This window comes from Acinetobacter sp. AOR41_HL (genome assembly GCF_027854645.1).
GTDB classification, from domain to species: domain Bacteria; phylum Pseudomonadota; class Gammaproteobacteria; order Pseudomonadales; family Moraxellaceae; genus Acinetobacter; species Acinetobacter nosocomialis.
Genome location: NZ_JAKTHZ010000023.1, coordinates 82,293 through 104,058, shown reverse-complemented (window position 1 = coordinate 104,058; position 21,766 = coordinate 82,293). Strand labels below are relative to the sequence as shown.

General features: G+C 38.7%; 19 protein-coding genes. 9 read left to right on the top strand and 10 right to left on the bottom strand.

The genetic code is table 11. From position 1 onward, the window contains the following. Positions 1-9 precede the first annotated feature (9 nt). Positions 10-573, bottom strand: a complete 564-nt coding sequence (locus MKL35_RS08795) for a CC0125/CC1285 family lipoprotein (RefSeq protein WP_004884951.1) — start codon at positions 571-573, stop codon at positions 10-12. A 58-nt stretch (positions 574-631) separates the two neighbouring features. Then, on the bottom strand, positions 632-1,171 hold the full coding sequence (locus MKL35_RS08790) for a DUF924 family protein (RefSeq protein ID WP_004711430.1): 540 nt from the start codon (positions 1,169-1,171) through the stop codon (positions 632-634). Positions 1,172-1,339: 168 nt separating this feature from the next. Between MKL35_RS08790 and gshA the strand changes: the two genes are divergently transcribed. The 6 genes from gshA to MKL35_RS08760 all read left to right on the top strand — a co-directional run bounded on the left by gshA (position 1,340) and on the right by MKL35_RS08760 (position 10,367). Further along, entirely contained in the window at positions 1,340-2,917 is a 1,578-nt protein-coding gene (gene gshA, locus MKL35_RS08785; RefSeq protein ID WP_006581421.1) for a glutamate--cysteine ligase, read from the top strand. 14 nt (positions 2,918-2,931) lie between these two features. Then, entirely contained in the window at positions 2,932-3,447 is a 516-nt protein-coding gene (locus MKL35_RS08780; RefSeq protein ID WP_006581420.1) for a disulfide bond formation protein B, read from the top strand. A gap of 167 nt (positions 3,448-3,614) precedes the next feature. Further along, on the top strand, positions 3,615-6,908 hold the full coding sequence (locus tag MKL35_RS08775) for a type VI secretion system Vgr family protein (RefSeq protein WP_106479482.1): 3,294 nt from the start codon (positions 3,615-3,617) through the stop codon (positions 6,906-6,908). After that, positions 6,898-8,802 carry a glycoside hydrolase family protein gene (locus MKL35_RS08770; RefSeq protein ID WP_032011057.1) on the top strand — a complete coding sequence of 635 codons (1,905 nt, stop codon included), beginning with the start codon at positions 6,898-6,900 and terminating at the stop codon, positions 8,800-8,802. Before MKL35_RS08775 ends, MKL35_RS08770 begins: the two co-directional genes overlap by 11 nt. Continuing rightward, entirely contained in the window at positions 8,789-9,529 is a 741-nt protein-coding gene (locus MKL35_RS08765; protein WP_032011055.1) for a lysozyme inhibitor LprI family protein, read from the top strand. Before MKL35_RS08770 ends, MKL35_RS08765 begins: the two co-directional genes overlap by 14 nt. 112 nt (positions 9,530-9,641) lie before the next feature. Further along, a complete protein-coding gene (locus tag MKL35_RS08760; RefSeq protein WP_032011053.1) occupies positions 9,642-10,367 on the top strand; it encodes an SH3 domain-containing protein in 726 nt (241 codons plus the stop codon). Between the two features lie 63 nt (positions 10,368-10,430). Here the strand turns inward: MKL35_RS08760 and MKL35_RS08755 are convergent, their stop codons facing one another. Then, a complete protein-coding gene (locus MKL35_RS08755; protein ID WP_209796400.1) occupies positions 10,431-11,774 on the bottom strand; it encodes an alpha/beta fold hydrolase in 1,344 nt (447 codons plus the stop codon). Between the two features lie 211 nt (positions 11,775-11,985). On the opposite strand from MKL35_RS08755, the gene MKL35_RS08750 reads away from it, so the two are divergent. Both MKL35_RS08750 and parE read left to right on the top strand, forming a co-directional pair. Next, positions 11,986-12,567, top strand: coding sequence for a YqiA/YcfP family alpha/beta fold hydrolase (locus MKL35_RS08750; RefSeq protein ID WP_032011049.1), 582 nt, complete (start codon positions 11,986-11,988; stop codon positions 12,565-12,567). 14 nt (positions 12,568-12,581) lie between these two features. Continuing rightward, positions 12,582-14,465 carry a DNA topoisomerase IV subunit B gene (parE, locus tag MKL35_RS08745; RefSeq protein ID WP_000195970.1) on the top strand — a complete coding sequence of 628 codons (1,884 nt, stop codon included), beginning with the start codon at positions 12,582-12,584 and terminating at the stop codon, positions 14,463-14,465. Positions 14,466-14,584: 119 nt separating this feature from the next. Here parE and MKL35_RS08740 read toward each other — a convergent pair whose 3' ends face one another. Together MKL35_RS08740 and alc are read right to left on the bottom strand one after the other, a co-directional pair. Beyond that, entirely contained in the window at positions 14,585-15,088 is a 504-nt protein-coding gene (locus tag MKL35_RS08740) for an ureidoglycolate lyase (RefSeq protein ID WP_032011048.1), read from the bottom strand. Then, entirely contained in the window at positions 15,085-16,095 is a 1,011-nt protein-coding gene (gene alc, locus MKL35_RS08735; protein ID WP_031953558.1) for an allantoicase, read from the bottom strand. Before alc ends, MKL35_RS08740 begins: the two co-directional genes overlap by 4 nt. A gap of 199 nt (positions 16,096-16,294) precedes the next feature. Here alc and hpxO point away from each other — a divergent pair, with 199 nt between their 5' ends. Then, positions 16,295-17,452 carry an FAD-dependent urate hydroxylase HpxO gene (hpxO, locus tag MKL35_RS08730; RefSeq protein ID WP_032011044.1) on the top strand — a complete coding sequence of 386 codons (1,158 nt, stop codon included), beginning with the start codon at positions 16,295-16,297 and terminating at the stop codon, positions 17,450-17,452. Between the two features lie 55 nt (positions 17,453-17,507). Here the strand turns inward: hpxO and MKL35_RS08725 are convergent, their stop codons facing one another. From MKL35_RS08725 to puuE, 5 genes are all read right to left on the bottom strand, one after another. Then, on the bottom strand, positions 17,508-18,233 hold the full coding sequence (locus MKL35_RS08725) for an outer membrane protein OmpK (protein ID WP_002053945.1): 726 nt from the start codon (positions 18,231-18,233) through the stop codon (positions 17,508-17,510). A gap of 121 nt (positions 18,234-18,354) precedes the next feature. After that, positions 18,355-19,722 carry a nucleobase:cation symporter-2 family protein gene (locus tag MKL35_RS08720; RefSeq protein WP_065286467.1) on the bottom strand — a complete coding sequence of 456 codons (1,368 nt, stop codon included), beginning with the start codon at positions 19,720-19,722 and terminating at the stop codon, positions 18,355-18,357. A 24-nt stretch (positions 19,723-19,746) separates the two neighbouring features. Next, entirely contained in the window at positions 19,747-20,070 is a 324-nt protein-coding gene (uraH, locus tag MKL35_RS08715; protein WP_032011037.1) for a hydroxyisourate hydrolase, read from the bottom strand. Next, a complete protein-coding gene (gene uraD, locus MKL35_RS08710; RefSeq protein ID WP_004884938.1) occupies positions 20,067-20,570 on the bottom strand; it encodes a 2-oxo-4-hydroxy-4-carboxy-5-ureidoimidazoline decarboxylase in 504 nt (167 codons plus the stop codon). The genes uraH and uraD overlap by 4 nt, the downstream gene beginning before the upstream one ends. A 99-nt stretch (positions 20,571-20,669) precedes the next feature. Further along, entirely contained in the window at positions 20,670-21,635 is a 966-nt protein-coding gene (puuE, locus tag MKL35_RS08705) for an allantoinase PuuE (RefSeq protein WP_032011035.1), read from the bottom strand. Positions 21,636-21,766: the final 131 nt, after the last annotated feature.

Genomic DNA, 21,766 nt, shown 5'->3' with positions numbered 1-21,766 from the left:
TCATCCTATTCATTTTTGTTTTACTGGCGGTTCAGGCGGTGGCAACAACTCTCCTGTCGGACTTAAGCCATATTTTTGTCCGATGGATTTGAGAATTAACGTTGCATCAAAAGCGTCTTGAGGGGCCTGCTTTTGATCCCGATAACATTCAATAGTATACGACACTTGAACAGGGTCGATATTGACCACTTGTGGGAAATCATAGAACGGATCATGCCAGAAACCCGGATAACGACGCCCATAACCATACGGATAAAAACTCGGTGCAGCTGGATAAACCACAGCCTGACGAGGTGGTTTTTGGCTTTGATTACTTGGGTCATTTTGTACTTTAAAAAAGCGGAAGCCTTTTTGTACGGTCGTTTGTGCTGATTTCACTAAAGTAATTTCTTCAGCTGTTCCATAGCTCATGTTTGAGTCAGCTTGGAAACTGATTCGAAACGTTTGAGCATTTAACGGATAGGCTGAAAACTGGCCAAGCTGATCGAAGGTTTTTGGTTTGCTCGGTATAGTTGAACAAGCACTTAGAGTTAAGGCAGTGCCTAAAGCTAAACAAAGAGAGAGATATTTCATGGTGAACTCCCAGCTGAGCATGGAAGAATGGATGACTCAGCATTAAAAAAGAGAAGTCTTAAAAACTACTGTTCGGTTCTAGTAAAAATTCAGTTTCCTCTGGTGTTGAGGCACGTCCAAGGATGGCATTGCGATGAGGATAACGTCCAAAGCGATCAATAATCACTTTATGCTTTTTCTCAAAGCTTAAATTAATTTCATTGCCGAGGCGTTGAAATAACTTTAAAGCAAACTCATGGATCAATTTTGATTCACTATGCATAAATGGCATATACAAAAATGAGCGCTGGTCAGGATTAAGCTGTGCATCGAGTTGTAAGCTAATTGCTTCTTGTGACAGAGCTAAAGCGAGGCTGTCATATGCAAAAGATTCAGGTTGATCACGATAAATGTTGCGAGAAAACTGATCTAGCACAATAATCTCTGCAAGACGACCTTCTGGGGTTTTCCGCCAAGACCAAAGTTCTGCTCGAGTTGCCTGCTGATGAATATCTGCAAATTGATCACGGATTTTTTTGTCAAAATCATCACTTTTTGCAAACCAAAGTGAACGGTGTTCAGGTGAAAACCAGAAGTTTAAAATGTCTTGATCGTTCATGATATTGACAACTCTTTAGCAATTATTCTTCAATAAAATCACAATTCTTTCGTGTCTTAAATAACAAGATTGTGATAAAAATTGCCAAACCGAAATGATGTGATCATATCAATATCCATATCATGTCACGATTTTGTATATAGTGATCTTTTATAAGCGAGCAAATGCATGAGTCAACCCACTACACCATCTCAATCAGTTATTCCTGCTTGGGTGGATTCGTCGCTACTACAAGGCATGTTACGTGGAATAGAACGTGAAAGCCTACGTATGCAAAGTAATGGGTTCTTATCACAAGAGTTACATCCAAAGGCATTAGGTTCAGCTTTAACACATCCGAAAATCACCACAGATTATTCTGAAGCGTTGATGGAGTTTATTACCTCACCACAGCCAACCATTGAGGATGCCCTACATGAGCTCACCGATATTCATGCCGTTGTGCATCGTCATTTAGAAAATGGCGAAAAGCTTTGGCCCTTGTCTATGCCATGTATGCTAGATGACAACGAAGAACGAATTCGATTAGCTCAATACGGTACTTCTAATATTGGTCGTTTTAAGACACTTTATCGCCGTGGTTTGGGTATTCGTTATGGTCGCCGTATGCAGACCATTTCAGGCGTCCACTATAATTTATCTTTTCCCGATTCTCTTTTTTCTGCCTTGCAGGAACATGAAACTGACGAAAAATTAAAAGCACTCAGTCTGCAAGATTATCGTAGCCACCGTTATTTTGGGCTTATTCGTAACTTTATTCGTCTGACCCCACTGGTTATGTTCTTAGTCGGGGCGAGTCCATCGGTTTGTCGTTGTTTCTTGACCGGACATGAACATCATTTGTTGCCTTTAATCAAAGGGTCATACTATTTACCGTATGCTACAGCATTACGGATGGGACGTTTAGGCTACCAGAACTCGGCACAAAAAAGTTTAGGTATCCATTACAACAACTTATCTGGTTATCTGGCTGGTTTACAAAAAGCAGTACATTCTCCTTACCCGCCATTTAGCCGTTTAGGGTTAAATGATGCCTCTGGTGAACCGTTGCAAATTAATGATCATGTTTTACAGATCGAGAATGAATATTACAGTCTCGTGCGTCCAAAACAGGTCCCGCACGCGGGAGAAACACCTTCTCAAGCCTTGCAAAATCGAGGAGTGGGTTATGTTGAACTTCGTGCAGTGGATGTAAATCCATATTCGCCAATTGGTGTAAATGAAACAACGGCTGGTTTCCTTGAGGCTCTGGCGCTTTATTGCTTGCTCAGTGATAGCCCTGAGTTGTTATGTCCCGAGCAAGATTTGATTGAGAAGAACCAGACAGAAGTGGTCAATCGTGGCCGAGCGCCAAATGCGACGATTACTGATTTAAACGGGTCTTACCATATTGAAGATTGGGCACGTCAGCACATTTCTAATATGCAGGATTGTGCCAAGTTACTCGATCAGACCTATGCGACAGATCTGTACAGCTCGGCTTTGGCCGTGATGCAAGAACGTATTGATGAAGTAGATGAAACACTATCTGCGCATGTGATTGATGACACGTTAAAGCATGGTGGAACCTGGAGCTTTGGCAGTCATATGGCACAGATGCATGCTGAAAGTTATGAAAAGCATGAAATCAGTGCAGAGACTTTGCAATATTTTGAACAATTGGCTGCACAATCTTTACAGCAGCAAGAACAACTTGAACAAGATAGTCAGATCAGTTTTGATCAATATCTTGAACAATATAGATAAAAATGAGGTTTTACATGCGATTAAGTTACCGTTTGGTGAGTGGACTGCTTGTACTGGCAAGCATTGTCGGCATGTCTTTTGCGTTATATTTGGAACATGTAAAAGGGTTAGAGCCATGTCCGCTCTGTATTTTTCAACGTGTTGGCTTAATGGCAATGGGGTTCGTGGCGCTCATTGCATTTTTGCATAACCCGGTTTCTAATGCGGTTAAACGCTTCTATGCATTTTTAGCAGGCATTGCAATTTTATGGTCAGTGGGCGTGGCAGGCCGTCATGTTTGGCTACAGCATTTACCACCAGACCAAGTACCAAGTTGTGGACCAGGTTTAAATTATTTAATCGATGCATTACCCATGAAAGCAGTTTTACAAGAAGTGCTTTCGGGTTCAGGTGAGTGTGCTGCAATTGACTGGACTTTTTTAGGTCAGTCTTTACCAGTATGGTCTTTGGTTTATTTCCTTTTACTTTTACTGGTTTGTTTATGGCAGTTATTCCGTTTTTATCCGGCATTTAAGACTGCTAAAAAGTGAATTTAATATGATTAAAAAAAGCCCAACTTAAGTTGGGCTTTTTTTAATCATATTCGAACAAGTGAAAATATAAGAAAAATTGATAGAAATAACGCATAATTTTGTAGACAGATAGTTCTGTTTTTTATAAAGTGCAGCCGTTTATATATCCTAATGATTATAAAAAAATGGTTTTTAATATATTTAGTGTCTTGGAAAAAATAGGGCTAAATGCTCAGAAACGTGCTATCCATGTACAATTTTCTAATGAACTACTCAATAACCAAATATTCTTACAACGTATAGAAGGTCAACATCAGTTGAATGGTGGCCTAATGGCGGAATTGATCTGCCTTTCAACCAATGCCCAAATTGCATTGAAGCAATTTATTGGTGTTCAGGTCGCTGTTGATCAAGTCACAGATTCAGGCCAATTGTTCCGAACCACAGGTATTGTGACTGAAGCCAGTTATGGACAAAGTGATGGTGCTTTAACGCTTTATAAGCTGACTATAGAAGATGCGACAAATTTATGGCACAAACGCCGTAATAGTCGTGTTTTTATGAATAAAAGTATCGTAGAAATTACCGAAGTTTTATTTAAAGAGTGGCAAGAAAAAAGTCCACTGTTTGCTTCGAGTTTAAGTTTAGACTTGAGTGGCTTAGGTCAAAACTATGATATTCGACCTTTTACTATGCAGCATAATGAGTCTGACTATGACTTTCTTACACGCTTATGGCGAAGTGAAGGTATTAGTTGGCTCATTGATGAAACAGAGCTTTTTGTTCCGCATTTTACCGCGCCAATACAAACTCAAAAACTAAGATTAATTGATGACAATAGCCAGTATCAGGCTTTAGAGCGTCGTAGTATTCGCTATCACAGAAGTAGCGCAACCGAATATCAAGATAGTATTACTGGCTTTGTTGCAGTACGGAGTTTGCAACCGACAGCGGTACATGTGCAGCGCTGGCAACCCGATGCCCTTGCACAAGAAGAGGGTAATGGTTCGGTTGTTACCACGCATACACATTCAGACAGCTTTGACTCCGCCACTTTAAGTCTTGAGCAAGCATGGCATGTAAGCCCGGCTTGGATGCAAGATTTAAAAGGGGAAGATCAGGCAACGGCTTCAGGCAGTAGTCAATTAGAAAAACTAAATCAGCACTTCACCGACATGCATGCGAGTCGGGCTAAATACTTTAAAGCCTATAGTAGTGTCCGCGATAGCCAAGTCGGGTATTGGTTTAATCTACGCGAGCACCCTGAAATTGATCAGCATGAAGGGGCAGATCAAGAGTTCTTGATCATTGCTAAAAACTTCTATAATCAAAATAACTTACCTAAAGATTTACACCAGCAGGTTAGCCAGTTATTAACCCAAAGTCGTTGGGATCAAAATGGTTATGATGATATCGAACGTCAAGGTAATGAGCTGACTCTAATACGCCGTCAAATCAAAACTGCGCCTGAATATAATCCAGAACAGCATCGCCCAATTGCCTACCCACAACGAGCAAAAGTCGTGGGACCAGAGGGAGAAACCATTCATGTCGATGAATGGGGACGCATTAAAGTACGTTTTCTATTTACCCGTAGTGATGATCATGGCCATGATGGTGGTGCAGGTAGCAATGACAATGATACCGACTCGGCTTGGGTGGATGTACTGACTCCTTGGGCAGGAGAAGGTTATGGGGCACGTTTCTTGCCGCGTATTGGTGAAGTGGTTGTTATTGACTTCTTTGACGGCAATATTGACCGTCCATTTGTGACTGGGCGCATCCATGAAGCGCAGCGCTCACCCACTAAGTTCGATGTAAAAGGGCAACTTCCTGCAACTAAAAAACTGAGCGGGATTCGCAGTCAAGAAATCAATGGAAGTGGCTTCAACCAATTACGCTTTGATGACACAACCGGACAAATCAGTACTCAGCTCCAAAGTAGCCATGCAGCAACACAGCTGAATTTGGGTAATTTAAGCCATCCAAAAGAACAAGAGACGAGCCAAGGCCGAGGTGAAGGCTTTGAACTCAGAACAGATGCTTGGGGAGCTGTGCGTGCGGGTAAAGGCATGCTCATTAGTACCTATGCACAAGAGCAAGCGATTGCCGACCATTTAGAGGCTGCACAAGCACAATCTTTACTTTCACAAGGCTATGAAAGCATGAAAATGCTCAGTGAAGTTGCAGCCAAGCAACAAACTGATGCTTTAAACGTGATTAATCGCTTACCCAAATTCATCCAGTCGCTTGAACTAAAAACCACAGGACAAGCATTAAATAGTACGGTAAACCTATTTAAGGAAGGCATTAATAACGATCCTATTCATGCACTCAAAAGCTGTGGCGGCTTTATTGAGGATATTGGTGCTCTAGGCGGAAACGCAAAAGGCGTTGTAGATGAATTTAATGCTTTCTTTAGCGATGCCAAAGATGCAGTGGAAAACTTAAAAGCGTTCATCGAAAACGTTGAAGAACATGGTGCCGACATCGTTAAAGGTAAACTTGCCAGCATTAAAGATCGCATTCATAAAAATCCATTTGAGAGTATTAAAGAGGTCGGAAAAGTCTTAGCCAATGTTGAGACTAAAGACTTTGACATGATGAGTGTATGTGGCACTTTTAGTAAAGGCAGTAAATTGGAAGTGTCACCTTCTAAAGCATTGAGTTCTTTACAAGGCTTTATGGAGGGTTATACCCAAGGTTTAGAAAGCAGTTCCGATACTAAACAGCAAGAACAAGGCAAAATCTTTAGACAAGCCTTAATGCTATTAGCTTCACCAAATGGCATTGCCTTGACCACACCTGAAAATATTATCCTGCAAGCATCGCAAGATATTGCTGAAAGTGCCAGCGGTTCAATTAATTTAAGTGCACAGAAAAATATTATTGGGCATGCACAAGACAAAATCAGTTTGTTTGCTGCTCAAAAAGGTTTGCGTGCTTATGCAGCAAAAGGAAAGCTCGAACTACAAGCGCAAGATGATGCTATTGAAGCAATTGCCAAGAAAGTCATCAAGCTCATTTCTACTGAAGAAAAAATCGAGCTTACGAGTCCAAAAGAAATTGTATTAACAGCTGGTGGGTCACAGCTCAAAATTAATGCCAATGGCGTGTTTTCAACAACAGGTGGTAAGTTTGAAAGTAAAGCTGGGCAGCATTTGTTTACGGGTGGGGCCAAGGTTTCTTATGAGGTTCCTCAACTGCCAAGTACCATGATGTATAGTAATAAGTTGGATGTTTATGATTTGTTTTGGCAGAATGATTTTAGTCAGTTTAGTTATAAAGCTTTTATTCCAGCAACAAATTCATTTATCTCAGGAGGCCTAGATGAACATGGGCGAACTGGGAAAATTACAAAAGAAGATCCGTTGAATATAAAAGTTTTAGTTGGAAAAGAGCAAGAACTGTGGGATGTAATTGTTGATGAATGGGATGATGAGGATTTTACTTTAGGAGTGAAAAAGAATGAAAAATAAGTGTTTAGTAACCTTTATTCTATTAGACTTGCTAGGACATCCCATTAAGAATGCTAAATATCAAATAAAAAATGGTAATAAACTCGTTGCTGAAGGATTAACAAATTCTAAAGGAGCAATTGTTGACATAAGTAGAGATAAAGGAGTAGTTCTTGATATCTACTTTCAAAATATTTTAAATCAAATGCAACTTATCAATAGAGTCTGTCTTGAAAAAAGCCATGCTATTGTCAAGCTATATAGTCCATCAGTTTTAATAAAAACTCAGCTCAGAGAGAAAGGGCAAGCTGGTCAATATAGTAGAAAAACATATAAGGTGAAAAAAGGCGATACTTTATTAAAAATTTCAAAAGAAATGAATTGTAATATTGAAGAGATTCAAAGAATAAATAAAATTAATGATGCAAATAAGATTTCTGAAGGACAAATACTAAAGTTACCTTTAAACAAGGGAGTTAAAGCAGAACCAAAAAAAATAAATAATAACTCTAATATTAATAATGGAGCTGCTAAGAAGGATAATCATGATGATAAAGATGACCATTGGTTTGGTACATTAGCAAAAGCTCCAGATTGGGTGTCTGATATTAGTGCAGATAAAGTCTATAATTATATTAAAGATCAGATTCTTAATAGTACAGCACCAGAATTAAAAAATGTGAATGCTGAAAGTCAAGATACTGGTAATCCAAAACAAAATATATCTAATTATAAACCAAGTATTATTTTTCCTTTTAAAGAAAAACCTATTAATGATATAAGTGGAGAACTGTCAAATTATTATTGGGGCGCTAAACTCAATGATACTAATGCTTCTATGGCAATTTTTGGAAGAAATAGAGGTGGTAATAGAAGACACGCGGGAAGAGATTTATATAGTAATTGTAAACCTGTCAGCAAGGCAGAAAGTGGCTTTGAAGTAGTAGCTATAGCGCCTGGTAAAGTAATAGCTTCACAAGGATTTTATTTACACACTAATCAAATAAGTATTAGACATAAAACTGATGATGGTAGAGAGTTTATAATTAGGTATGGTGAACTAGATCCAAAATCAATAACATTAAAAGTGGGCGACCCCGTTACGCAAGGCCAAATATTGGGTAAAACAGGCGTAATGAAAAAAAACAATGGACCAGCAGTTATACCTATTGCTGGAAAAACAGCACATAATGTCTCGATGCTACATTTTGAATATTTTACAGGCAATGGTTTTTCATTAGATGATGCGTCAAATCTTACAATAAAAGAGCACGGACTATATTCAAGACGTGATGATATAGCTGATCCCTTAGCAATATTGTTAGAAGGATATAGAAATAGTTTTGATTTACAGTTACCTCAAACTCCTTCTCAGACTCCGAAAGGAAATAGAATACCTATAAGCAATTTAACAACAAGTACAAATGCAAGGTTATTTATTCAAGAATGGGAAGGTAAGTATTTAACTCCTGACGGGCAAGGGACATATTATTACAATGATTCTAAGGGATATTGTACAGTTGGTTGGGGACATCTAGTAGGTCAAGCGTCATGTAAAGCTTTAGGGAAAAAGGCTTTAAAAGATTTTATCTCAATATCTCAAGCTAAAACTTATTTTGATGAAGATGTTTTGAAACATGAAGCTTATGTTAAGAAAGCTATTAGAGTTCCGCTTTACCAATATGAATTTGATGCTTTAGTATCGTTAGCATTCAATATTGGGAATATTGCTAGTAAAGCACCTAATTTATGTAAGCTTATTAATGAAACTAATTATAAAGATGGGCCTAAAGAAATGTTAGATATAAATAAAATAACTGTAAATGGAAAAAGGGTTCCAGATCTCGGTTTAACTAAAAGACGTAATAGTGAATATCAATTATTTGTTAAAGGAGTATATGATGCAAGGCATTAATATTAATTTTCTTGGCTTACTGTTAGTCTTTAGTTTGAGTGCCTGCTCAAATGCTGCAGATTATAAACCACAACGGTTAGACGAGAAAACAATATATAGTAATAGTGAGCATGATCTGAATAGTATATATTCAGATATAAAAAGCTATATCAGTGATAATAAAAATGAAGTTAAGTATCTGGTAGATACTCAACGCTCTTGGTTGAAAGATAGAAATTTAAAATGTAAATTTAATGGGAAAGAAGCAAGTAGTGAAAACTATAAATGTTTAAGTGATTTTAATAATTCTAAAATAAAAGATTTGAAAAAGTCATATTTGGACCTTGATAGTTTAGAGGGAAACCTAATAAAACCATTTAAATACACAAATGGTATTATGAAAGAGTTAGAAACAGGTGGGTGTTATTGTAGTGAAAGTACAATTAAAATTTTAAAAAACAAAATTTATATATATCAAGCTTGTGATCAAGGGTTAAAGGAGCCACGTATATATAATATTATTGGCAAGAAAAAAGATGGATTTTCTGTGGAATATCAAATTGATACGAATAATAATAAAGTTCCGGAATTTAATTTGGCATTCGTTACTAACGGTAAAAATGTTTGGAATATAGTTCCGAAAGTCTTTAGAAAAGAAGATTTAATAAATTTAAATTTTGCAATTAATTATACAACTGATGTGAATATAAAAAACAAGAAAAATGATTGTCATGATGATGAAGAGTAATTATATGTTATTAAGATTTTGATTATATTTAATAATAGTAATATCAGCTTAAAATATGATATTGCTATTATTATAAAATAGAAATTCAAATTAAATAACGAGCTTAGCTTAAATGAAAAAATATCTTAAACTTATAGTTTTTACCGCTTTCATTATTGGATCTATTAAAGCTTCATATGCTGATTTTGGTTTTATTCAAGATAAAGATGGGTATGTGAATGTAAGGGAAAATTCAAGTTTAAGTTCGAAAGTTACAACCAAATTAAATAATAATGAAATTGTTTCTTGTGTGATGGATGAAGAGACTAATAATTTTTGTTTAGTTAATGCAAGTAATGGTGTAACTGGATTTATCTATAAAAATAGAATAAATAATTTTAGTAGTTACACTTCTATTAAACTATCTCAATATTCTAGAGAAAAAGCTGTTTATAATGATAAAAACATAATAGTAGAAGTGTATGCAAAAAAAGCTATTTTAGATCCTAAACTTTATAAAACTTTTAAAGGTGAATATAAGTATTTTAAGAATAAACAATTCTTTGGTACTGATGGTACTTTACCTAATAATGATTTTTTACAACTTGATAAAATCATAATTAAGGATAAAGATAAGAAAATAGAAATTGGTAAAAATGATATAGAACAATACTTTTTTCCTAAAAATGGTATAGATAGTGATAAGAACGAGCTTGCTGATTTTAAAATATATTATTTAAATAATAATATTTATATTTTAAATACTTTTAATAATGGTGGTACAGCAGCTTACAATATTGTTTTAAATATAAAAAATGGAAAAGTAATTGCCAATAAAGCTTGGAAGGTTGAAATTTAAAATATTATCTTTCTTCTACAAAAGCTAGTTTGTTAAAGAAGCCCAACAAAAGTTGGGCTTTTTTTATGTCTCTACAATTCCTTCTAAATCTTCTAGCGTATAGTTCGGCATATCAATAATATGGGTTTGAATACCGTCTTGCACATAATCATTTACATGAGGATATAGCCAGCGAGTAATTTGTTCAGCAACACTTGAGTGATACTGAATTTCAAAGTGATTTAAGCCATAAAACACCGCTTTATGTGAGTCTGGAACTTTAAGCTGAAAGCGTGGATTAGGATGTTCGCCAAGTGCGCTTTTCACACTGACTAAGTAATCACCAATCACGGTAAGCGCTTTATTACGCACCTTTTCAAATTCGAGTGTTCCTGCCACTAAAAAGGTATTGATATGGGAGGGTAGTGGAGCCGGCGCACGGTTGTCATCCATCATGCCGATACGGGCATCCATATATTCCCAGTCATCATCACGAACACTACCATGGCGTAAGTCTAAAATGCCATTACTACGGATATTAACTAGCTGACCCAGTAACCCAACAAATGGGAAAGCTCCGAGCTTATCTTGTATAGCAAATCCAAAACGCTCCAGTACTGCACCATGGTGCGGAGAACCAATACAGACGAGGTTTTCGACCATATGAATCCATTGGTACATATTTTGTTTACCGTAAAACAGTGCGCTACGGGAAACCAGGCCACCCATACTGTGACCAATTAGATCAATGCTAGTAATTCTTGGATTGCGCTGTACTAAATCTTCTAATAAGTTTGAAAAACTGCGCCCATTGGCTGAAATGCGGCGACCTGTGTTGTAATTTAAATATAACATGGTGTTATGGTCACGCTGTGCTAACAGACGCTCAACAATGCCACCATAGTGTGCATTTGACCAAGTAAGATGGTTCATACACAAACCATGAACTAAAATTACGATACGCCCTGCAAGTTCGCCTTGCTGGATTGCACCGTAGTGATCGTAAAGGACCATTGGCAAGGCAAGTGGACTATGTTGCTTAAGCAGATAGTCTCCGAAGATACCATTTAAAATACCCACCAAAAAATGTAGTGTAGGTGTTAACGGCTTTTCATGAAGGGTCGGAAACTTTTCAATAATACGACGTAAACCCGGCGCTAAAAAATAACGACCATATTTTTGTAAGGCACCATAGGAAAACTGGTAGACCTTTTGCACAGATGGGCGTTTTTGAAAATTATTAGCATTTTGAGCACTAATACCAAAAGCATTTTTTAACACTTCAATATTAATGACTTGTATTAATTCATGTACACCATTTAAGCTGGTGCTGAACAGTTGAGCTAAACCCTCTAGTACGTCGGCCTGACTTGGTGGCGTACGGTCCCATTTACAATAAGTTTCATGTAACGGTGTTAAGCTCGGCATATCTTTTCCCCATTTACGTTATAACCGACGTTTTAAGCTGTACTTTTTATGAACGGCAGCTAACGTTTCCATCTTAGTAGTTTAAATAACACATGTTTTTAAAATACTGATGAATGGTAAGTTGAGACGTTTTTCTTGTCTGACAATAGCGTTTTTATATACAAACTGAGAACAAAAATGTGAGTTTGTTCTCAATTTAAGAGGGAAATATATGAATATTATCTACCTCCATGGCTTTAATAGCAGCTCTTCTTCGATTAAAGGGCTGAGCCTTAAGCAATATTGTAGCGAATTGGGCGTAAATGTGCATTTGCCAGATTTAAATAGATCTCCAGATCAGGTCGTAGCACAAGTTTCAGAAATGATTCAGTCTTTAGAAAAGGTAGCTTTAGTCGGCAGTAGTCTTGGTGGATTTTTTGCGACATATTTTGTCGCGAAATATAATGTTCCGGCTGTACTGATTAACCCTGCTATGCAACCATGGAAGCTGTTTGATGAGTTATTTCAAGTTGAAAGCATGCCTTATAAGGTGAATGATCTATGGTCAATTGATCATGTTCAGTTACGACAGTTAGAACAACTGGAACTGAAACAACCTGAAAATGCTGACAAAATACTCGTCTTATTGCAACAAGGCGACGAAATTTTGGATTATCGTCAAGCACAACGCTATTATAGTGCTGCAACACCATCCTCATTGATTTTGACGGATGCTCATGGCAATCATGCCATGGAAGATTTTGAAGAAAAATTACCCTTAGTGATCGAATTCTTTGCGCACACCATCAAATAAGGAAAACGTACAACGTGACACAATATACGGCTCAATCGCTTGAAGTTCTTTCCGGTTTAGACCCTGTTCGTCGTCGTCCGGGGATGTATACCGATACTTCTCGTCCTAACCATTTAGCCCAAGAAGTTATTGATAATGCTGTCGATGAAGCATTAGCCGGTCATGCCGACAAAATCTGTGTCACGGTTTATAAAGATGGTTCATTGTCAGTTGAAGATAATGGCCGTGGTATGCCAGTTGATATTCATCCTGAATATGGCCAAAGTGGTATCGAAATCATTTTAACCAAGCTGCATGCTGGTGGTAAGTTTAGTACTGATAACTATCAGTTTTCAGGTGGTTTACATGGTGTAGGGATTTCAGTTGTAAACGCTTTATCTACACGTGTTGAGGTAGAAGTTCAGCGTCAGGGTAATTTATACCAGATGGCATTTGAGCAAGGTGAACCTGTTGCTCCTTTAGCGGTGTTAGAAGGTAAAGCACCTAAACGTGCGACAGGAACTACGGTACGTTTCTGGCCTGAAGCTAAATATTTTGATAGCCCAAAATTTGCTTTAAAAGCACTCAAACATAATTTAAAAGCCAAAGCTGTTTTAGCAGCTGGTTTAAAAATTACTTATATCGATCAAATTAATGATGAAAAAATCGAATGGCAATTTGAAAATGGCCTTGTCGATTATTTGATGGATGAATTACAAGATCGTGAAATTTTGCCAAATCCTGCATTTGTAAGCAGTGGCCAAGCAGACCGTGCCGCGTGTGAGTTTGCGATTTGCTGGAATGTAGAGGGTGGCGAACAGGTTCAAGAAAGTTATGTCAACTTGATTCCAACTGCACAAGGTGGTACTCATGTGAACGGTTTGCGTTCGGGGGTGACCGAAGCGCTACGTGAATTCTGTGAGTTACGTAATTTATTACCACGTAATCTTAAACTTTCGGCTGAAGATGTTTGGGATGGCGTGAACTATATTTTGTCGCTCAAGTTTCAAGAACCACAGTTCTCTGGTCAAACCAAAGAGCGTCTTTCGAGTCGTGAAGCCGCCAATATTGTTTTAAATATTGCTAAAGATGCGTTTGCGCTCTGGCTCAACCAACATGCTGAAATTGCCATGCAACTTGCCGAAATGGCAATTTCTAAAGCGGGTCGACGTTTAAAAGCTGCGAAAAAAGTTGAGCGTAAAAAGATTGTTTCTGGTCCGGCTTTACCGGGTAAATTGGCAGACTGCGTGGGCCAAACGCGTGAAGAAAGTGAGTTATTCATTGTCGAGGGTGACTCGGCTGGTGGTAGTGCCAAACAGGCGCGCGACAAGAACTTTCAGGCTATCATGCCAATTCGTGGAAAAATCTTAAATACATGGGAGGTTTCTTCTGATGAAGTACTTGCTTCTCAGGAAGTTCACGATATTGCGATTGCGATTGGTGTAGACCCGGGCAGTGATGATTTGTCAGAACTGCGCTATGGCAAAATCTGTATTTTGGCCGATGCCGACTCAGACGGTCTGCACATTGCGACTCTGCTTTGTGCTTTATTCGTTAAACACTTTCCAGCATTGGTTGAAGAAGGTCATTTATTTGTAGCAATGCCGCCATTGTTCCGTATCGACATTGGTAAAGATGTTCATTACGCGCTAGATGATGAAGAGCTTGAAACCATTTTAAAAAATGTTAAAGGTAATAAGAATCCGCAAATTACCCGATTCAAAGGATTGGGCGAGATGAATGCAATTCAACTACGTGAAACAACCATGGATCCGAACACCCGTCGTTTGGTTCAGCTCGATCTAGATGATGCACATTTAACAGCAGGTTTACTCGACAAGCTCCTTGCGAAAAAACGTGCAGCAGATCGTAAGCAGTGGCTTGAGCAAAAGGGTAACTTAGCTGATATCACGGTTTAAAAAGAATTAAAAAAAATCCCCGCACAATAGGCGGGGATTTTTTATTTTAATTACACAATAGTATGCAGTATTTAAATAACCAGACTTAAACAGACAAGTCTGTATAAATTATTCTTTATTTAAAACCTAACTTCTATAGGTTGTGGAAATTGAAAAACATCGCAATTTGCACCCCCTCCAATTCGATCTATTACTACAAAATCACTGGGTGCCTCAAAGGTAAGCAAAGGGTGATGCCATGTGCCTGCCCGATAATTAATACTTTGCTTACCATTCGAGATGAAAGCACAGAGCTTGGAAATATCGGGAGTATTTTCATCTAAAGCGGGTGCGACAATAATTAAAAACTTTTGTTGCTGTAATGGAATAAATGCTTGAGAACCTTTCGGATGTCGCTCTAGCATGGAAATTTCCATAGGCAAGACACTGGCCTTGATGTTACGGAAAATACTGATCCCTGCTTTTGCTTCACCCTCAATTTCAGTTTCAACGAGCGCATGGTAGCGTTCGGTGTGGGCATCATTAATATGAAAAAAATCATGCCCATCACAACAAATAACTTCTCCGAAGGGCTGAAAGTTCTCAGTAGTTAAGGGCTGAATCTGAACAGTATCTATGATCATGACTTGGCAATTTTCCCCCATAAACGGACACGACTAATGCCACCATCCGGAATCATGTTAATACGGATATGTGAGATTTTTTCATGCTGTAAAATCTCATTCACATATTCATGAATATGGTCCATTTGCATAGGTTGGGCTTCTAGTAAATAAGACCAAAACATACTTTGTGGAATTAACTGTGCATCGGTTGCATTTTCAAGGTAGACCGCTTGTATCGATACTTGGGCAGGAAAGTTCCCTTTAAAGTGTGCCGTATCAATTTCAATTTTTTCAATTTTTCCGCTTTTACCCAACGCAAGAATACACCAGTCATAACCTGGTGCGCGGCGGCGTTTGGTTTCCCATCCATCGCCCATATTGACGCCACGGCCTGGGTTAATCAAATTACGCGGGTGTCCAAAGTGCGCATCGCTATAGGCAATTACGCGACCGCCATTTTCAAGAGCCAATAAATCGAGTGTTTGCTCTGTATCAGACACCTGAATATGAACATCCCCATAAACGCGTAAACGGGCGACACCACCATCTGGGAAAATATTGAGGCGTATATGCGTGAAAATTGCATCATTATTGACCATAAAAATATGATGTTGACTCGGTCCTAGCTCGGTATTTTCCAAAATACTCTGCCATTTTGCCCCTGTAAGGTCACCATTTGGTGCATAACATGCTTCCAATGAGGCAGATGCAGGATAATTTCCTGTGAAAAACGTGGTGTCGATATCAAGTGCACTGATTTTTCCACTTACCCCTAACTTCACAATACACCAGTCATAGCCTGCATGACGCTTACGGCGGGTCTCCCAACCGTCCATCCATTTGCCGTTATCATCGAATTTATCTTCAACAAAAATAGGTGCTTCAAATTGCAGCATACGCTTTGCTTCTGCAAAGAAATCATCTGAACACTCAATCACTTGTGCACCAATTCGGGCATCCGCCAAATTAGTTTTAGTATTCAAAATCTCAGGAAGTTCAAAAGCTGGAGCGTGCAATGTTGCCATAATGGAGTATCCGTATTTCTTGTTAAAAACATGATTTTTCATTTAAAACTGCACTCACACTGAGCGTGTTGAGACCAGTTCTATACTTAAATATATAAGCATGGTGCATGCCAGTTTGGTGGAAAAGCTCAATAAATTTTGAACGATGGCATGTTTTTAGCATAAGCACCCTATAGGTGAATATCTATAGGAGCGTGTTATGAATGTGGTGATTATTGGTGCGGGAATGGGAGGTCTAACCACAGGCATTGCATTAAAGAAATTTGGTCACCAAGTTCGTATTTTTGAGCAAACTGAAAAGATTCTTCCAGTCGGTGCTGCAATTTCGCTGTGGTCGAATGGTGTGAAATGTCTAAATTATCTGGGATTAACCGAGAAAATCGCCAAACTTGGTGGGCAAATGGATGATTTAGCTTATGTAGATGGTTTAACTGGAGATGTGATGACACAATTCAGTTTACGGCCATTAATTGAAGAAGTGGGACAACGCCCTTATCCGGTCGCACGTGCCGATTTACAAAATATGCTGATGGATGAGTTTGGTCGAGATCAGATTTATTTAGGCAAAAAAATGGTAAACCTTGAGGATAAAGCTGATTATGTCGAAGTACATTTTGCAGATGGTAGTTCAACACAAGCCGACTTACTGATTGGGGCTGATGGTACGCATTCAATGACTCGTGCCTATGTGTTAGGTCAGCAGGTACAGCGCCGTTATGCAGGTTATGTGAACTGGAATGGTTTGGTTGACATCTCTGAAGATTTAGCGCCAGCTCAGCAATGGACGACTTATGTAGGAGAGGGTAAACGTGCATCTCTGATGCCAGTTGCGGATGGACGTTTTTATTTCTTTTTAGATGTGCCTTTGCCAGTAGGTTTAGAGAATAATCGGGATGAATATAAAAAGCTCTTAAAACTATATTTTGCTGATTGGTGCCAGCCTGTACAGCAGCTCATTGAACGCTTAGACCCGCAAAAGACCAATCGGGTAGAAATACATGATATTGAACCGTTTACCCAATTTTATAAAGGTCGAGTGGTGATTTTAGGTGATGCCGCTCATAGCACCACACCTGATATTGGACAGGGCGGTTGCCAAGCCATGGAAGATGCGATTTATTTAGCGCGCTCTTTGCAAATTAATACTTTGGGACTAGAAGATGCTTTACGCCGCTATCAAAACAAACGTAATGAACGTGCCAATGAATTGGTGCTTCGTGCACGCAAACGTTGTGATGTAACCCATATGAAAGATGAAACTGTTACCCAAGCTTGGTATGCAGAATTACGCCGTGAACAAGGCGGACATATTATGCAGGGTATTATTAGTAATATTGTCGGTAATCCACTCGACTAAAACAAAAACAGCAAGGAATTTTTCCTTGCTGTTTTATGCTTCTAAATAAAAAATTTTAGAAGTGGTATTTAACCAAAGCACTGACGTTATTTTCGTCTCGGCCTTGTAGACCAAATTTATTATTCCACACAGAGTGCTCAATACCTAGGTACAGGCGTGTGTCAGGAGAAATGTGTTTACCTACATTCCATTTCCATTGAGTTGTCCAGTTCAACTCACTGGCATGGTCACCTTCAGCAGTTGACCAATCTAGGAAACCATCAACCAAGAATTCTTCAGATGCAATATTAAATGGAATTCCATAGACGAATGTCATTTGATAATCGTCATCAGTTTTCTCGTTGTTTGCACGGTAGAAATTTAAATTCGCATATTTAAAATATGGAATATCTAAATCAACAGCAAAACCATATAAGAAGTTATCGAAATTGTTGCCGTTTTCGCTATTACTTTCCCAAGTGGTACTAATGAGCACATCTTTAATTGGGCCATAAGCCAATTTTTTGCCAGATATTTCACCTAAGCTTAAACGTGGTGATAACTCAAAATATGTACTTTTATGATCATCTTCACCGCGCATACGGTCCATGAAGAAGAACACATCAGCATATTTAACTTTTGCTGCATATTCCAAAGTGATGGTAGTTTCTTTTGCGTCTACAACTTCATAGTTTTCACCATAAAGACCAGTCACGCTAAAATCTTGCCAAATTGGTTTTGCCTGAACCATGGCTGTTGCAGATAACAAGGCACAAGTAGCCGCAAGTTGCTTTAATTGCATTTAAATGATCTCCCCCCAAATAAAGCACGCTAAGGATACAGGGTCTTAAGCAAAAATGAAGCCAAATTTGATCAACGGTTAAAAAAAAGCCCACCGAAGTGGGGCGCTAAAAACGAATTCATTAATGTGTATTTCGTGTATTTATGGGTTGGCTCAATTGAGGGGCAGATGAGCTACGAAATGAAGGTAAATGATTAAATAACAAATTCAATAAGATAGCAAAGATACAAGTTGAACTAATACCCGAATGGAACAAAGTTTGTACCCAAACTGGAAAGTGAGCATAGAATTCATGGTTAATAATAGGAATCATCCCTGCTGATAAAGCAGTCGCGACAATAATCAAATTTTTCTGATCGTTATAATTAATTTTTGCCAAAGTACGGATTCCGCTCGCTGCAACTGATCCAAACAAGACCAGACCTGCACCACCAAGTACAGGCATAGGAATTGCTGCAATAAGGCGACCCATAACAGGCAATAGACCTAAAATGATGAGAATAACCCCACCAGCCGCTACGACAAAACGGCTTTTGATACCTGTAATTGCCACCAGTCCAACATTTTGGGCAAAAGCACTTTGCATGAATGAACCAAAAATAGGTGCAATAGCGCTTGAAAACATATCTGCACGAACGCCATTGGCAATACGTTTTGAATCGACTTCAGTTCCTACAATGTCTCCGACCGCAATAATGTCAGCAGTGGTTTCCGTCATAATTACTAAGGTAACAATCAGCATCGATAAGATTGCACTGAGCTCAAAAGTCGGTAAACCAAATGCAAATAGATGAGGGAATTGCAGCCATGCACCTGAGCTTACGTGACTAAAATCACCAAAACCCATGAAGTAGGCCAATATACTACCAGCCATGATCGCCAATAATATGGATAAGCGACGAATACCGGCTTGAGGTAGTATATTCAGAATAATCACAATACCTAAGGTCAGTAGTGCCAAAGAAATATTTTCTACACTTCCCCAGTTGGGTGCTTTCTCGTTACCACCCATCATCCAACGAATTGCAACAGGTAATAGAGATAGCCCAATAATCGTGATGACGCATCCGGTTACAACAGGTGGGAAAAAACGAATGATTTTTGAAAAGTAGGGCGCAAGGCAAAGCCCAACTAGAGAGGCTACAATGACTGCCCCGTAAACTGCAGGTAGACCACCGCCTGTGGTGATAATGGCAACCATGGTCGCCACACCTGCAAAAGAAACACCTTGAACTAGCGGTAACTTTGCGCCTAGATATTTTGTTCCTATGGTTTGTATGAGAGTTGCCAATCCGCCCACAAATAGCGCTGCTGCAATGAGCATTCCGACTTGTGCCGAGCTTAAACTAGCTGCCATTCCAATAATGAGGGGCGGCGCTACAATGCCACCATACATGGTAAGTACATGCTGTAAGCCATAAGCAAAACTTTTCGAAATTCCTAAATACTCATGCTCTGGAGAAATCGCATTCTTTTGTCGATGATTCATATTTTTCTCCTATTTATATTTGAATTAGCTGCCGCGATAAGTGGAGTAGGCGAAGGGACTGATTAGTAATGGAATGTGATAATGCTGATTGATGTCTTCTATAAAAAATTGAATACAAACACGCGGGAAAAAAGTTTTGACTTCTTGGGAGGCAAAATAAGGAGCAATTTCAAATTCAAGTTGATAAGCACCTTCACTCAAGTTGTTTATTTCAAAATCACTCACTCGCCCATCTTGATTAGTGGTTGCGGTCGCAATTAGTTCGTGAGTTGCTGCATGAAACAATTTCACTTCGACCTGTGCAGCCGGTTTACCTAAATTCGTATCTAAAATATGAGTGCTGATCATGTTTGTACTTCCTGTGATAGACGTAATAGAGCAATTGCTGCGAGTTGCTCATGCACAATGACTTTTTCTATAGCTAAGTTGTTTTGAAGACGTTGATGAAGTTTTTTTAAAATATCTTCGCTACTGAGGCCGGCTGCTTTAATTAAAAAAATAAAACCAAACTTCTGTTCATACTCAAGATTACCTTGCAGCAGAGCTTGTTGTGTTTGTTCATCCAACGAGATACCAGCTTGTTCTTTAGCTGAAAAATCTTGCTCTTTTGCATTGAGTTGTTTTTTTGCCTGTCGTTCCCCAATTTTTGGATGGGTTGCTAAAGCGGCCTGAATTTCTTGCCATGACCATGTGTGGCTTAATTGTTCTGCATGCCCTAAAAGAACTGATGTTGAAGAGTAGGGACGTTCTGAAATAATTTTTTCGGCCCAAGCAGGAATATGGACGCAGTTGTTTAACAGAGTCTTGAGTTGCTCGGATGGGGCTTGATTAAACTCGGCTAAAAACACTGTTATTCCTAAACTCGTTATCATGATATAGAGTTTTAGCAATAACAGTGCCAAGAGTGGTTAATCTTTCACTAATGAATTTGGAAAATTAATAACCAACTAACGAGTTATGTGATTTTTAAACCAATATTCTGCAATATCCTGACGACGACACACCCAGACACGATCGTGCATTTGAATATAGTCGAGGAATTTTTGTAAGGCTTTAAAGCGACCCGGACGCCCTAAAATACGGCAGTGCATTCCAATAGACATCATTTTTGGTGCAGTTTCACCTTCTGCATACAGCACATCAAAACTATCTTTTAAATATTGGAAAAACTGCTCTGAGCTATTAAATCCGCCCGGTGAGCAGAATTTCATGTCGTTACATTCGAGCGTATAAGGAATAATGAGATGAGGACGTGATGCACCAGCCGTATTGGTCAGTGTGGTCCAAAAAGGCAGGTCATCACCATAATAATCAGAGTCGTATTGTATTTGTGGAAACTCTGCGAGTAACTGACGGGTATTAGGACTATCACGTCCGGTATACCAACCTATAGTCTTATTTCCAAACAAGTTTTCTAAAACTGATAAGGCTTGTTCCATGTGCTGTTTTTCGACTTCAATGTCGGTATCTTGATAGTGAAGCCAGCGGTAGCCATGAGAAACGACATCATAATCAGCTTCTTTAATTGCTTCGACAATATAAGGGTTACGGGCCAGCGCCATGGCAACGCCGAAGATAGTCATTGGAAGCTTGCGCCGTTGGAACTCACTATGGATGCGCCAAAAACCAGCACGTGAACCATATTCGTACATAGAGTCCATCGACATATGCTTAGCTGGATAGCTTGCAGCACCAATAATTTCTGATAAAAATTGCTCCGAACCTGCGTCGCCGTGTTCAATATGCTTTTCGCCACCTTCTTCATAATTCAACACAAATTGCACGGCAATCTTAGCATTGTTGGGCCATTTCACCTCTGGAGGCTGTCCGTGATAACCGATTAAATCACGTGAATAAGGAGACTTTTGAATCTGCTCAATGAGTTCTGCTCCAGATAGATAAGATTCGGTCACAATTGCTCTCCTTTTGTTCAATTTTTCATAAAAATTTAAAAAATCAGCTTGCATATTTTTATAGATGGACTGATATTGAAGGTATGAAGATCTTCAAAATAAATTAAAAGCGGTACGTTTAAGTCAGGAGA